Here is a 12,413-nt window from a genome sequence, read left to right on the forward strand (position 1 = left end):
TGGAACTTTCAGACTCTGTTGTACAGTCAATTGCGACGCTGGCCGCGTCATCAAGAGATGCGAATGGTGCAATCGCATTCAAAGCGATTCCGGGTGACCCCGATGAACGCCAGTTGATCGTCTCGGCGGATGGCACGTATCAGGAATTCCCCAGCGCAACCAAACCCCGGAATACGACCCTGCGGTCAGTGGATCAGGTGGGTGTCTACGTGCGGCATTCCATCGACAAGTGGGGGGCGGACCCTGTTGTCTACTACAACCCCACTCATGTCATTGCGGTGTTGGATGAGTCCGGGCTGCGGCCTTCCCGAAACGGTCGCGTGACTGTGGCGCTCAACGAATCACCTCAACTCAAGCGGCTGCGGCGGTACGACGAGAATCGGAATGATGCATGGGTGTCGCACAAGGCATTTGTCCAAATGTTGCGGATCGACCTGGCGGACTGCATTACGCCTGACGCGTTGGAATATCTCCTGAAGGCGTTATCCACACTCGATTTCATGGACGCGAGCCGCACGACATCCAATGTTTCGCGGAACCGCGAATCGCTCGGGAGTGAGGTCAAAGCCGAAATCCGGGCGAATGGCGATATGGAGATCCCCGAACAAGTGACGCTCGAAGTCCGAATGTTTACGGACCCCGCCTTGATGGCACGCCGTGTCATTGTCTGCAAGCTGGAGACGGATCCCTCGAACGGGCGCCTCGCTCTAATCCCGATCGCGGATGAAATCAACAACGCGATGGATACGGAGATGGCCGCACTCGGTGACATGCTCCGCGCAAACGTCAATTCACGTCCAAAAGCCCTGACGAACAAGGCAACGGAGACGAACGCCACCGAGCCGGCCGAATCTCCTGCCTACGTACCTGTCTTCTACGGAACCCCCTGACCATGGCCAGCATGATCAGACGGACGGCCAGTGACGGCTCCTTTGAATACTGGAGCCGTCTCGGCTGGTCCGATGTGTACGCGATGAAACTCGACGATGCCGAGGCCTCCGCACAGTGCGCAGGCTGGCAGCGTCAGTTCCCCACGTTGGACGTCCGCGTCGTCCCGTACCAACAACCGACGGTCGAACGCCGTCCCAGGACAACCCCTTACTATCGCTAGGACATCCATGTCAGCGGCACCTTTCGGCGTCGTCGGGTCCACGATTCGGACTCGCTCAGGCCACTACCTCGACCTGCTCAACCCTCGCCCCGAGCAGATCGACATCAAAGATATCGCCGGGGCACTTTCCAAAATCTGCCGGTTCGGGGGTCAGATTGAGCGGTTTTACTCGGTCGCTCAGCATTCCCTGCACTGTGCCCAGGTCGCGGAGCTCTGGTATCCGGGCCGTCTGGACGTCCGGCGAGCGGTCCTGATGCACGACGCGGCCGAGGCCTACATCGGTGACATCGTCAAGCCGCTCAAGTGCCTGCTGGACAAGGTCGAGATGATTGAGTCCCTCATTGAGGGGGCCATCGCCACCCGGTTCGGAATCGACTTCACATCATCGTTCGACGAGGTCCGGCGAATCGACCAGGGAATGCTCATCGCAGAGCGGGACGCACTGTTCAGCCGTGGAGATGGGCAGAAATGGACCGGCGAAGACCTCGCCCGAATCCCGGATCTGCATATCGAATCACTCGAACCGCACAACGCCGAAATCGCGTTCCTCTACGCGGCCGACATTCTGGACATCCGCTGAGTGGTGAAGTTCTCGCTTGGGCCTGGTGACTAGGCGGCGCCGTTGAGAGGGGTTCGATTCCCATCCCAAGCTCTTTTTGGACGTTAACGAAGAGGTACCAAACCAAATGACAGAGAAACTGACAGTGCGGCTTCCTGCGGTGGGCGAGTTTGTTCGCACCAAAGGGCGTTTAGTGAACATTGAGGACGTCACACCCCCGCCACCCGCGCAAGTGTTGGACTACATCTTCGAAAACGTGGAAACCAAGGTCGTTGCCTTCGCGAATGGCAAGAGACTGCAGGAGTTTTCGACCTTCAATGATTTCTATGGCCCCGGTACCGGCGTCGATAACGCGATCAACGAAGCGAAGAATCTCACGGAAGAATACGGGAATCAAGTTGAATTTCGGGTCTACAAGAGGGTCTACCAGACACGCATGCGGCCGACTGGTGAGGAAGGGTTTTACGACCGGCAGTTCTTCGACTTCGCGGAACTCAAGAGCGGTGCGAGATGGGAACTGCCCGTGCCGGTGACAGTGTTGGTCTGGAGTTCACTGGATCCCGTCGGCACCAAGCCCTCCTTTGCCCTCGGGGTTCCGGATGCTGCAGGCGATTATCGATATCCGGACGGATCCGCGATCTGGAAGGTGGATGGCTGCTGGGTGGCTCGATGGGCAGACCACACACCGTTGCGAGGTTGCAGCCCAGAAACAGGAATGGAAGTCGACTGGATATTTGAGACGGCCGAAGAGGCTGCTCGTCGACTCTACGAAAATGGCGAAGGCCCGGCCTTATTGAGTGTATTGAGCCAGAGGGGATCCCAGAAGTGAAGATTCGGTCACTCGCTCCTTGGTTCGGAGGAAAGCGCACGCTCGGGACCACGATTGCCGCTGAATTCGGGAAGCATCGGGCGTACTGGGGCATTTGCTGCGGGTCTCTGGCCGTCGAGTTCGCAAAGGCGCCCGCGTCGATGGAGGTCTGCCTTGATCTACATGGGGACCTGACGAACCTCGCGTTCGTTCTTAAGGATGAAGACTCGGCAGTTGAACTTTACAAACGACTGAATCGCACGTTGCTGAGTCGAGAAATATTCCTGCAATCGGCGGAGGTGATTCAGAGCGAGCTGCCACCTGCAGGCGATGCTCCACGGGACATCGATCGAGCGTTCCATTATTTCGTGGTGTCGTGGTTCGGGCGGAACGGAGTTGCCGGCACAGCAAACTACAACGCTGGCTTCTGCATGCGGTACACGAAGAACGGTGGGCATGCCGCCACACGGTTCGTGAATGCGGTGGAGTCGATGCCCGACTGGCATCACAGGTTGCGAGGAATCACGATCGTTCGCGGGAACATCTTCGAGCATCTGTCGCGCATCGAAGACGCGGCGGGGGTCGTGATCTATGTGGATCCACCATATCTGAAGAAGGGAGCAAGGTACCTCCATGACTTCACCTGGGAGGATCACCTCCGGCTCGCCACTGAACTCGGAAGATTCAAAAAGGCACGCGTCATCGTCAGTTACTACGACGAGCCGGAACTTTCTGAGCTATATCCCGATTGGACGAAGCGCCGCCTGCAGGCAACGAAGTCACTTGTGAATCAGGGGATGCGCGATGGTGGAGAGGTCGTTGAGGCGCCGGAAGTTTTACTGATCAACGGTGAGAGCCTGGTTGAGGCCTCTTCCGCAAGCCTGTTCTGAGAACCGAAAGGGAACCATGTCAGATAGAGAATCCAGCCTGCTCAAGGCCCTGAATTCGATGCTCCCGCCTGAGACGATCGGGGGGCATGATGTGCATGATGCGGCACAGTGTGTTGATCTCAATGTTGAGTTCACCCCTGTTCTGCCGGATCGGATCGAGGACCCGGCGACGACATTTCCAAGGCTGATCCCGACCCCCCGCCGTGTGCAGATGGATGGTTCACGCTGGTGTGTCTGGCTGCCGAATACCCCGGAAAAATATCGCTGGGTGAATTCGGACGATGAACTGAAGGTCATGCGAGCTCGGTATCTGCTGCTGCGGGGCTGGTATTTCGAGCGGATTGAAACCATGTCCCACAGCCAGCGAGCGGAAGTCATCGGGAAGTACTTCCCAGGGGGCGTCTTCAAGCCCGCGTGCCTGATGCAGCCGACAGAGAAATAGGAGAGGCCAGTGAAACCAACCGCAGCAAACATTGAAGCCGAGCGTAAGTCTTGGCGGCGTCTTGGGAATCAGTTCGAGGAGGATCCCGCCACAATTCCTGTGGAAGTGTGTGACGTCCAGCCTGGTGCGATCTGCCGAATGTGGATGGCACCAAATCAATCGAAGTTCGTTGCGGCCGGTGTCACCAAAAACGCAGAAGGGAGGCAGGTTGCAGTCCTGGTTGCTAGCGACGGACATCCAATGAATGTCGTGCCGGATTGCTGGGTCGTCGTCGTTGAAGAAACGGCTGCCGATGTTCCCGACCTCATCAGTGAGATCGAAACATTCACGGCGCGACTGCAGAAACTGGCCTGGTGCGGACGGGACTCGTCCGAAGCCTGAAACTGAGAACTTGCTGGAGTCGTGTGAATGGCGGGCGACTGGATCAAGGTCGAAAAATCGACGGCTCGCAAACCTGAGATTTTCGGGATTGCGGATGCGTTGCAGATCTCGCTGGACGAGGCGTTCGGTCTGTGCGTGAGGTTTTGGTTTTGGTGTGACGATCAAATGACAGATGGTCACGCTCCACGCGTGACAACTCGACTGCTTGACGATGCGTTTGGACGTGACGGATTCGCTACCGCGCTCCTCTCTGTTGGCTGGTTACAGGTCCGCTCCGGCTCGCTTGTAATCCCCCACTTTGATCGGCATTTGTCCGAAAGTGCTAAAACCAGAGCACTTTCCGCCAATAGGAAAGCGAAGTCCAGAGCGGACAAGAGTGACAAGAGTCACGCGGAATGTCACGGTCACAGCGTGACAGAAACGGGACCAGAGAAGAGAGAGAGTAAGAGTATTAATTCTTTCTCTCTCTCGCGTGAAGCGGATGACCTGACGTTCCTGACGGCTCCGAATAACGCGTTTGAACGCTGGTGGAACGCTCTGCCGGCCAAGATGCAGTCGGGGCGGAAGGCCTGCTGGGACTACTGGCCGAAAGCCATGGTCGACATTCAGATGAAAATCAAATGCAGCGAGGCCGAGGCGGCGGAGCATCTGATTCAGCGGACTGAGCTGTTCGTGCAGTCCCCCCGTGGCAAAACCGAAGAGTTTCGGTGGGCCCCGATCACATTCCTAAAAGACGGCCACTATGACGATTCCGTCGAATCGTGGGAGGTACTTGCAAATGGATCCAACTCCGGTCGGCGCCGCGGTCGATCAGTATCTGAACGACCCAAAAACGTCCGAGAAACAGCAGAACTCAACGCAGTCTTCGACGCCGCCTTCGGACAAGTCGAAACTGCCGAACGGGTGGCGTCGTAAGCCACCAGACGGCTACGAACGACTCGATGAACAACGGTGTGACGCTCAGGCTGTCACGATCGTGCGGGAGATTGCAGGGCAGCGTTCCTGGCCGCTGTACATCTTCGGGGCGACCGGGCGCGGGAAGTCGTTTCTGGCGGCGTTGCTGTACTGCCGGTGGAGCGGACATCACGCGACGTTTGTCCGATATGTCGACCTGGTGGATCAGGCGATGAAGGCGTCGTCTCAGCATCAGGCGGGGCCGTGGGAGATGGTCAAAGACCGCAGCTTGCTGGTGGTCGACGAAATCGGCGTCGGGGCCTCGAACGAGTGGCGGACCGAAATCATGTGGAAGCTGCTCGAGCTGCGGAACGGCAAGCCTCTGATTCTGACGGGAAATCTGGAACCGAAGGAACTGGCCGGCCACTTCGACGCCCGGATCCAGTCCCGTCTGGCGGGTGGCTCGTTCCTGGAGGTCGGCGGCCGTGATCAGCGAACGGATGGGCTGCCAAAACGGGTCCACCGCGTTGGGGAGGTTTCACCCCGATGAAAGCGACCGTGCACGAGACCACCGACACAGTGACGTGGCGAGGGAAAGAATACACGGTCTGGATCGGTGAGACGGAAGCGGGTGTCCCTGTGCAGATGCTCGTGGGCTACATGGAGTGTACCGACAAGCAACGGCAACTCGACTACCGCCGCGAGCGGCTGCTGAGTCGCCCGGGGATGCCGATTCCGCGAGGGATCCCGGACACCGACATACCGTACATCGAAGGGAAACGCGACGATGGCAGCAGCACGGCTAAAACTGAAAAAGGCCCCGTCCGGCGTGGCGGTACCAAAGGCAAAGCACAGCAAGCGAGCGAAAGTCGCCCACCCTGACCGGGAGGGGCAGTTTCTGAAGCTCTGGCAGGCATTCGCGTCAGACAAGCCACTGCCGGAACGTCAGTACGTGTTCCATGCCACCCGCAAATGGCGATTCGATTTCGCCTGGCCGCAATTCAAAGTCGCGGTTGAGATCGACGGGGGCGTCTTCCAGCGGAAAGCGACAGGTCACCGATCCATGGACGGCGTCGTGAAACAGATGGAAAAGCTGAATATCGCTCAGATCGCGGGCTGGAAGGTCCTGCGGTTTCACCCGAACGACTTGGACAAGACGCCAGAAGACACAGTGCGAATGGTCGAATCGGCGTTCTGGATCCAGCCGCAGGTCTCAGAGTAAAGACATCCGCGAACTGCAATGAACGGAACTGACCTATGTGCAGACAGATTCGGATCACCAAAGAAAACGTCGCTCAGCGCATTGATGAGGCGATGCATACGATTTTGGCATGTTGGGGAGAGTGGGACGGAGCTGCTCAGCAGTTGGCGCAAGTTAACCAGACGGATGAAGCTTGGTTCGCGGAAATGAAGTCACAAATCGGTGCCGTTCTCATCGGGATGGTATTTGATCAGGAGGCAGAGGCCGCCGCGCTATCCCACGACATCAATGAGCAAATTGCGTCCGCAGAACTCCGAGCTGACGCAGAAGAGCTGCAACGGATGAGGGACGAAGGCTTGTCGGCGTACGACCAAGACTCGGGCGTAGATCGCCATGTTGTGTGGGTGCACGACAACGGAGATTCGTCGGTTGGAATTGGTCCCTCGTCTGGTTGGGAAATCGTGTCTGAAGACACAAGTACCGCTCAGGTGTGATTAACGGAATTGAGCCGAATGACGAAACTATTTCCGCTCGTGACGTTCGACGAAATCTTACTTGAGCAAGCAAATAACGCCTTGCTCGCGTGGGGTCATAAGATGGGTCCAATTAACAGGCCTATGAATGGGTCGGTCGTCTCTGGTGGGGGCGACACTGCTCACGGCCTGATGTTTGAGGGTGAACTTGTCGCGGTGACGACGACGAGCACGTTGATTAGAAGTAACGTCGCCGCTCGCCCGGACCTGAACAGGACGAACACGATTGAGCTGTCGAGATTGTGTAGTTGCTCACCGCATCTGTGCCGAGTTGCATTGCGGTTGTGGCGTGAGTTTGTTTTCAAACCTCTCCAAATCCCGTTTGCGATCTCTTACCAGGACAAAAAGCTTCATACCGGAGCGACCTACAAGAATGACGGGTGGTCAAGGATTGGTGAATCGAGAAGTGGACCGGATACCCGTTCAGGGCGGCAAGGCCGCTCAAAGGTGATCTGGATGTATGCGGCTGATTGAAGCGGAGGACATTGACTGATGCGGAATATCTCGTGTGCACTGACTCGACCGCAGATTGACGACGGGACCAAAACCGAGACACGGCGTCTGGGCTGGCGATTTGTCGAAGCCGGGATGTGCCTGCAGTTTGTCAATAAATGTATGGGGTTCAAGCGGGGCGAAAAGCCCGTCAAAATCCGGCAGGTGAAAGTCATCGAAACACGCCGCGAACCACTCAACGCGATCGATCAGGAGGCGGTTATCAGGGAAGGATTCCCGGACCTGTCCCCCGCTCAGTTCGTCGAAATGTTCTGCAAGAACATGCGTTGCAAGCCGACCGACGAAGTGACGGTCATTCGATTTCGGTACCTGGACTAAGGGCATAGAGAATGAAGATGTTCACGTTTGAAAGAACTGAGGAACAGACGCGATTGGCGTTTGCTTTGAAGTTGTTCATGACGGCAGAGCAGATTGACGGGAAGGAGGTTGCAAAGGCAATCGGATGCAGTCCATCAACGGTGACGCGGTTCCTTCAAGGAACGGCAATGCCCGAAGCCAGAACGGTGGTTTCGCTGATCCAGTGGATGCTCGAAAAATGAAATTCCAGCGAGTACTGATCAGCGGGATGCAATATAGAAGCGGGACTAATTCGAATGCGGCAGTTATTGCTAGACGTCGATTGCGAGATAGACCATAGCACGATCTACTATGTCCTCGTGCAATGTCCTGTCAAGCGGTGTCGATCGACGCAATGCCCGGTAACACACACGGATGAACCAATCCGGAACCATAAATGCCAGCAATGTGGGCACTGCTTCAAATCCGTGCAGGCCCCTCTTATACCGCCAACAGAAAATGTCGTTGAAGATTCCAGAAACTAGAAACAACGATATATAGCGGAATTGCACTCTTGCGAAGCGGCATGAATACTAACCCCGGCGTGTTGGTCGGGGATTCATCGTTCGCGGAGTGTCTAGTATGTCGTGGCTTATTAAGTATCGGGCTTATCTGTCTGGACTGGGGGTAATCCTGATGACGCTGTCCGCGTCGTCAGCGGTTATTGCCACGACGGTCGGTGGGTTGTCATTTGAGTCTGGTGTTGTCATTGCGGCTGCGTTTTACGCGGCTTCCAAGATGTTTTCGGAACTGGGCAAGTTCCTGATGCAGTTGGAGCAGTCGCTGCCACCTACTCCACAGACGCCCGATTCTCCCGTAGATCCACCGTTGCCGAACTTCCCGGAAATCGACTTTCGGGGTGCGACGAACCGAAAGTTGCTCGGCCTGCTGGCTGTTGTCTGCCTGAGCGGTGCAGCTGCGGCGGCTGAGCCTCGGGCGATCATTTCGGGTCCGCGATCGGCCGAGCCGGGCGAGGAAGTGATTCTGGATGCGTCCACGTCGGAGGGTGAACCTACCACGTTCGCGTGGAGAATCTGGCCGAAGCTCGAAGGGCGGAAGCAACTGACCGTGCTGGAAGGAGGTAAAACCGTTCGGGTGGCTACATTTCCCGGCCGGTACCTCGTGCGGGTCATGGTGGCTAATGCGGACGGGATTTCGGACCACGAGCATACGATCACGATTCCCGGTCCGATGCCCTGTCCACCTGCTCCCGAGCCGACTCCCGGGCCTCCTCCAGCGCCGGTTCCTCCTGTTCCAACCCCCGTGCCGAACCCTCAGCCGACCCCGGTACCTGTGCCGGTGCCGGTCCCTGTGCCCGTACCTGTTCCGCCAGCTCCTCCTGCCCCGGTCCCGACTCCCGTGGTCCCGGATCTGCCACCTGGCGAATTTGATGGTTTGCCAGCGGCGATCAAGGCGCTGGCTCTATCCGTGGTGTCCGTGAATCGAGCGGCCGAAGCGGCCCGACTGGCTGATGCGTTTGAGGCGATCGCATCACAGATTGCAGCGGAAGCTCTGAAGACGCCGCTGGAAGTGTTCAACGCGATTGGTCCCGCATTCGATGCGGCGACCACTCCCGCGTGGGATGGGGAGGCGTTTCGGAATAAAGCCGTCCGCAGAATGGAGGCTCTTCATAAGGCGGGAAAGCTCGCGACGGTCGATCGATGGCGGGCGATGCTGCTGGAGGCTGTCACCGGTTTACGTGCCGTTAAGTGAAGTGAGGATGTGATGCAGAGACTTACGCGACGGGCTTGTTCGTTGGTGCTGTTCTGGTCCTGGGTGACAGGTTGTTCGCGGCCAGCGGACACGGTCATGCAGCAAGTCCCGAAGGGGCGTGTGATGAAGTGGAAAGAGCGGCTGTCGCACGAGATCGAAGACCAGTTGATTGCCCGCAATGACGAGACGATCCAATTCGATCCGGCACTGATTGCCATTCTGGTGCCGTTCCTGATGGGACTGGTGAAGAACTGCCTGCTGGCGAGCATCCTGCAGCAGCACAGGGCGATTAATCGGCGTCCGGATGGGCGAGTTACCCAGACGATGCGGTCCAACATCGCTGAGGCGTTCCGCGAGAAGCATCCCGACGCGGGTCCCGACGCCGTGGATCAGCACGTCGAAGCTTCACTGGACGCGTTCCGCGAGGCGAGTGTGATCGAAATCACGGAGCTCTATCGAGACGCACAGAAAGCCCCGGCCGATGAGGCGATCGATTGGGATAAGGCCAAGGTGCGGACGCTGTCCAATCTGCGGGACTGAGGCCAACTGTCAAGTATTCCTTAACAGTTCGAACAGGTAAGAAAGGCTTACAAGTTGAATCGTCAATCGAAACTACTGCAGGGGTTCGGGGCCGGTCTGGTCCTCGCGGGACTGTTGGGGATCGGCTGGACTCTGCTGCCGCAGCCCTCTGCCATCCCCTCGGTCCCCCTGGATCAATTGGGGCTGGAGGTCAACCACGCTGAGAAGTCGGAGTTGGTTGCGGCCGATCTTCCGCCGTTTGTCGTTGTCGGTGCGGATGGGCAGGACAACACGACGAAGAATGTCCGGCTCTGGGATGCGATGCTCGCTGTCCGTGGATCCCACGCGCCGAACATCCCCCAGCAGATTGGCGATTGCGTCTCGTGGGGTGCGGCCAATGCGGTGAACTACCTGCAGGCGTATCAGCTGGTCCGTGGTCCACCCGGGTTCCAGTATCGGGACGCGTACCCTCCTTACATTTACGGCGTCAGTCGTGTCATCGTCGGGCGAGCTCACGGGAGTAACTTCCGCGGCGATGGTTCCGTCGGCGCCTACGCGGCCGAGGGAGTCCAGAAGCATGGAGTTCTGCGTGCTGATGCCAAAGATGTCCCACCGTATTCGGGATCGATTGCCCGGATGTGGGGCGATAAAGGCCCGCCGCAATGGGCACGCGACGAGGCGAAACAGTTCCTGGTCAAATCGATCGCACAAGTAAAGTCAGCGGCCGAAGCGCGGGACGCGATCTGTAACGGGTACCCGGTGACTATCGCTTCAAGTTGGTGGGGGACAACCAGCATCGGGACAGTGGACGGCCGGAGAGTCGCCAACAGAAACACGAGTTGGGCACATCAGCAGTGTCTCGTTGGGTACGACGGATCGGGGTCCAATAAATACTTCTACTGCCTCAATTCTTGGGGTCCGAACGCTCATCCCCAGCCGCTGCAGGGTGAGCCTCCGGGCGGGTACTGGATTCGCTTCTCTGATGTGGATCGGATCTGCCGCGAGGGCGATTCCTGGGCCTTCAGCAGTTTCGACGGATTCCCAGCGGAATCGCTTCGCTGGGATGACCTGTTACGACGTCGGGACGTTCGGGCCCCCGTGACATCCATCGGGGTCGAACCTCCTCAACCCCCAGAAAGGGAGGTACCTCACATGGACACATTTATCTTTTTCGCCAGTGTGTTGTTAGTGATCTCAGGAGCAGTGGTTTTCAGCTTGGGCGGGGTCGGACGACGTCGAACCGCCGCCCTGGTCGCGATGCTTGCGGCCATTATTACGAACGTCGCAGACGCGCAGCAAATCGATTTCGCCGTCGCCCTTAAACGGGCTCCGGCATCTCCGACGGTCCGGGCGATCGGACCGGAACCAGATTGGTCGTCTGCGCTGCAGCGACGAGCAGTCACTTCCCAGGCGGAGGATGAGTTGCCCGAGTCCTGGGATTCGCTGACCGTCCGGCGTCCCGTGCAGCAGACGGCCCGGAAGAGCAAGCCAAGCCCCGACCGGTCTGAGCAGTGCCTGTTCTTTACGGCTCCCTGGTGCGGCATCTGTGACACCCAAAAGGCGTATCTCGCCCCCAAAGTGAAAGCGGCCGGGCTGACGATGTCGGAATCGCCAGACGCAGATATCCGCATGATCAACGTGGAGCGGCATCGAGGCCTACAGGCGGAATATCGAGTCAATGACCTGCCTTGTCTGGTGTACCTGGACAAGGCCGGGAACGAGGTCGATCGAGTCACCGGGTTTGATCGTGAGCGGCTGCGTACGCCGACTGGGGTCAAGCTGAAGTAAGGGACGTTTTCTCATGCTGAGAGCCATTCAAAAAGCTGTCGTCTTCCTGCTGATTGTCAGTACCGCAGCGAACGGGCCCGCTGCGGATTGGTACTGTGACCCGGTCAACGGGAGCAGCAAGGGGGACGGAACGGCCGCGAATCCCTGGGGGGCGTTGCAGAGTGCCCTTGGTAATGCGAAGTCCCCCCTGCGATCGGGGGACACGATTCGGCTGATGTCGGGTGATCATGGTGCCGTGCGGATTTCATCGACTCTGTCATCAGTGACGATCGAAGCCGCGGACCGACAGAAGCCGACTCTCTCACAACTGTCGGGCGGTCCAGGTCTCAAAAACTGGACGTTCCGAAATCTGACGGTCCAGACTCCGGACGCTGTTCTGCCGGACTGGACTATCGTTTTTCGGCTGACCGACGTTGAGGGTGTCACGGTCGAAGGTTGCTCAATTCGTACTGCGGCGGATCCCGCGACCTGGGGGGATGCCGAGTGGCAAAAACGCTGTCCGTTCTATGGGCTGTGGTTGCGTGGCACGGATCTCACGGTTTCGAAGTGCTACCTGACGGGGCTCGAGAATTGTGTCTACGTCGAGGGCAGCCGAATCGGGGTTCTCAATAACACGATCGAGTACTTCATCAATGACGGGATTGAGTACACCGCTAGCGACCTGCGTATTGCTGGAAATCGGATCACGGATCTTTACGACCTCAAGTCAAACAAGTTCCATCATG

The 12,413-nt window shown here is 58.0% G+C and carries 19 protein-coding genes; all 19 read left to right on the forward strand.

The genetic code is table 11. The features are described from left to right. A partial coding sequence (locus tag VGE80_RS15555; protein ID WP_440593297.1) for a hypothetical protein occupies window positions 1-890 on the forward strand: 890 nt, incomplete at its 5' end. Between the two features lie 2 nt (window positions 891-892). After that, on the forward strand, window positions 893-1,111 hold the full coding sequence (locus tag VGE80_RS15560; RefSeq protein WP_440593298.1) for a hypothetical protein: 219 nt from the start codon (window positions 893-895) through the stop codon (window positions 1,109-1,111). A 7-nt stretch (window positions 1,112-1,118) separates the two neighbouring features. Beyond that, window positions 1,119-1,691, forward strand: a complete 573-nt coding sequence (locus VGE80_RS15565) for a hypothetical protein (protein WP_440593299.1) — start codon at window positions 1,119-1,121, stop codon at window positions 1,689-1,691. A gap of 106 nt (window positions 1,692-1,797) precedes the next feature. After that, the gene (locus VGE80_RS15570; protein WP_440593300.1) at window positions 1,798-2,499 is read left to right on the forward strand and encodes a hypothetical protein; all 702 of its coding nucleotides are present in this window, start codon (window positions 1,798-1,800) and stop codon (window positions 2,497-2,499) included. Next, complete coding sequence (locus VGE80_RS15575; RefSeq protein ID WP_440593301.1) at window positions 2,496-3,368, forward strand: DNA adenine methylase; 873 nt, start codon at window positions 2,496-2,498, stop codon at window positions 3,366-3,368. Before VGE80_RS15570 ends, VGE80_RS15575 begins: the two co-directional genes overlap by 4 nt. 16 nt (window positions 3,369-3,384) lie before the next feature. Continuing rightward, a complete protein-coding gene (locus VGE80_RS15580; RefSeq protein WP_440593302.1) occupies window positions 3,385-3,810 on the forward strand; it encodes a hypothetical protein in 426 nt (141 codons plus the stop codon). Window positions 3,811-3,819: 9 nt separating this feature from the next. Then, a complete protein-coding gene (locus VGE80_RS15585; protein ID WP_440593303.1) occupies window positions 3,820-4,191 on the forward strand; it encodes a hypothetical protein in 372 nt (123 codons plus the stop codon). A gap of 27 nt (window positions 4,192-4,218) precedes the next feature. Next, a complete protein-coding gene (locus VGE80_RS15590) occupies window positions 4,219-5,106 on the forward strand; it encodes a hypothetical protein (RefSeq protein WP_440593315.1) in 888 nt (295 codons plus the stop codon). Window positions 5,107-5,164: 58 nt separating this feature from the next. After that, window positions 5,165-5,635, forward strand: a complete 471-nt coding sequence (locus tag VGE80_RS15595; protein WP_440593314.1) for a DnaA ATPase domain-containing protein — start codon at window positions 5,165-5,167, stop codon at window positions 5,633-5,635. Further along, a complete protein-coding gene (locus tag VGE80_RS15600) occupies window positions 5,632-5,967 on the forward strand; it encodes a hypothetical protein (protein ID WP_440593304.1) in 336 nt (111 codons plus the stop codon). Before VGE80_RS15595 ends, VGE80_RS15600 begins: the two co-directional genes overlap by 4 nt. Further along, window positions 5,915-6,307 (forward strand): DUF559 domain-containing protein, encoded by a 393-nt coding sequence (locus VGE80_RS15605; RefSeq protein WP_440593305.1) that lies wholly within the window; start codon window positions 5,915-5,917, stop codon window positions 6,305-6,307. Before VGE80_RS15600 ends, VGE80_RS15605 begins: the two co-directional genes overlap by 53 nt. A 35-nt stretch (window positions 6,308-6,342) precedes the next feature. Beyond that, complete coding sequence (locus VGE80_RS15610; protein WP_440593306.1) at window positions 6,343-6,780, forward strand: hypothetical protein; 438 nt, start codon at window positions 6,343-6,345, stop codon at window positions 6,778-6,780. Window positions 6,781-6,798: 18 nt separating this feature from the next. Continuing rightward, on the forward strand, window positions 6,799-7,293 hold the full coding sequence (locus tag VGE80_RS15615) for a hypothetical protein (RefSeq protein ID WP_440593307.1): 495 nt from the start codon (window positions 6,799-6,801) through the stop codon (window positions 7,291-7,293). An 18-nt stretch (window positions 7,294-7,311) separates the two neighbouring features. Beyond that, window positions 7,312-7,650: an ASCH domain-containing protein gene (locus VGE80_RS15620; protein ID WP_440593308.1), complete on the forward strand. Its 339-nt coding sequence runs from the start codon at window positions 7,312-7,314 to the stop codon at window positions 7,648-7,650. Window positions 7,651-7,667: 17 nt separating this feature from the next. Then, entirely contained in the window at window positions 7,668-7,871 is a 204-nt protein-coding gene (locus VGE80_RS15625) for a helix-turn-helix domain-containing protein (RefSeq protein WP_440593309.1), read from the forward strand. Window positions 7,872-8,250: 379 nt separating this feature from the next. Then, complete coding sequence (locus VGE80_RS15630; protein ID WP_440593310.1) at window positions 8,251-9,381, forward strand: hypothetical protein; 1,131 nt, start codon at window positions 8,251-8,253, stop codon at window positions 9,379-9,381. Window positions 9,382-9,477: 96 nt separating this feature from the next. Continuing rightward, on the forward strand, window positions 9,478-9,921 hold the full coding sequence (locus VGE80_RS15635; protein WP_440593311.1) for a hypothetical protein: 444 nt from the start codon (window positions 9,478-9,480) through the stop codon (window positions 9,919-9,921). Window positions 9,922-9,975: 54 nt separating this feature from the next. Then, on the forward strand, window positions 9,976-11,688 hold the full coding sequence (locus tag VGE80_RS15640) for a thioredoxin domain-containing protein (RefSeq protein ID WP_440593312.1): 1,713 nt from the start codon (window positions 9,976-9,978) through the stop codon (window positions 11,686-11,688). A gap of 13 nt (window positions 11,689-11,701) precedes the next feature. Next, a partial coding sequence (locus VGE80_RS15645; RefSeq protein ID WP_440593313.1) for a hypothetical protein occupies window positions 11,702-12,413 on the forward strand: 712 nt, incomplete at its 3' end.

The sequence above is a fragment of the Schlesneria sp. genome (assembly GCF_036405755.1).
GTDB classification, from domain to species: domain Bacteria; phylum Planctomycetota; class Planctomycetia; order Planctomycetales; family Planctomycetaceae; genus Schlesneria; species Schlesneria sphaerica.

Excerpts from the sequence above, each read along its gene's own strand:
- VGE80_RS15560 (WP_440593298.1), top strand. The coding sequence starts at position 893 with ATGGCCAGCATGATCAGACGGACGGCCAGTGACGGCTCCTTTGAATAC.
- VGE80_RS15565 (WP_440593299.1), top strand. The coding sequence starts at position 1,119 with ATGTCAGCGGCACCTTTCGGCGTCGTCGGGTCCACGATTCGGACTCGC.
- VGE80_RS15570 (WP_440593300.1), top strand. The coding sequence starts at position 1,798 with ATGACAGAGAAACTGACAGTGCGGCTTCCTGCGGTGGGCGAGTTTGTT.
- VGE80_RS15580 (WP_440593302.1), top strand. The coding sequence starts at position 3,385 with ATGTCAGATAGAGAATCCAGCCTGCTCAAGGCCCTGAATTCGATGCTC.
- VGE80_RS15590 (WP_440593315.1), top strand. The coding sequence starts at position 4,219 with ATGGCGGGCGACTGGATCAAGGTCGAAAAATCGACGGCTCGCAAACCT.
- VGE80_RS15600 (WP_440593304.1), top strand. The coding sequence starts at position 5,632 with ATGAAAGCGACCGTGCACGAGACCACCGACACAGTGACGTGGCGAGGG.
- VGE80_RS15610 (WP_440593306.1), top strand. The coding sequence starts at position 6,343 with ATGTGCAGACAGATTCGGATCACCAAAGAAAACGTCGCTCAGCGCATT.
- VGE80_RS15615 (WP_440593307.1), top strand. The coding sequence starts at position 6,799 with ATGACGAAACTATTTCCGCTCGTGACGTTCGACGAAATCTTACTTGAG.
- VGE80_RS15620 (WP_440593308.1), top strand. The coding sequence starts at position 7,312 with ATGCGGAATATCTCGTGTGCACTGACTCGACCGCAGATTGACGACGGG.
- VGE80_RS15625 (WP_440593309.1), top strand. The coding sequence starts at position 7,668 with ATGTTCACGTTTGAAAGAACTGAGGAACAGACGCGATTGGCGTTTGCT.
- VGE80_RS15630 (WP_440593310.1), top strand. The coding sequence starts at position 8,251 with ATGTCGTGGCTTATTAAGTATCGGGCTTATCTGTCTGGACTGGGGGTA.
- VGE80_RS15635 (WP_440593311.1), top strand. The coding sequence starts at position 9,478 with ATGCAGCAAGTCCCGAAGGGGCGTGTGATGAAGTGGAAAGAGCGGCTG.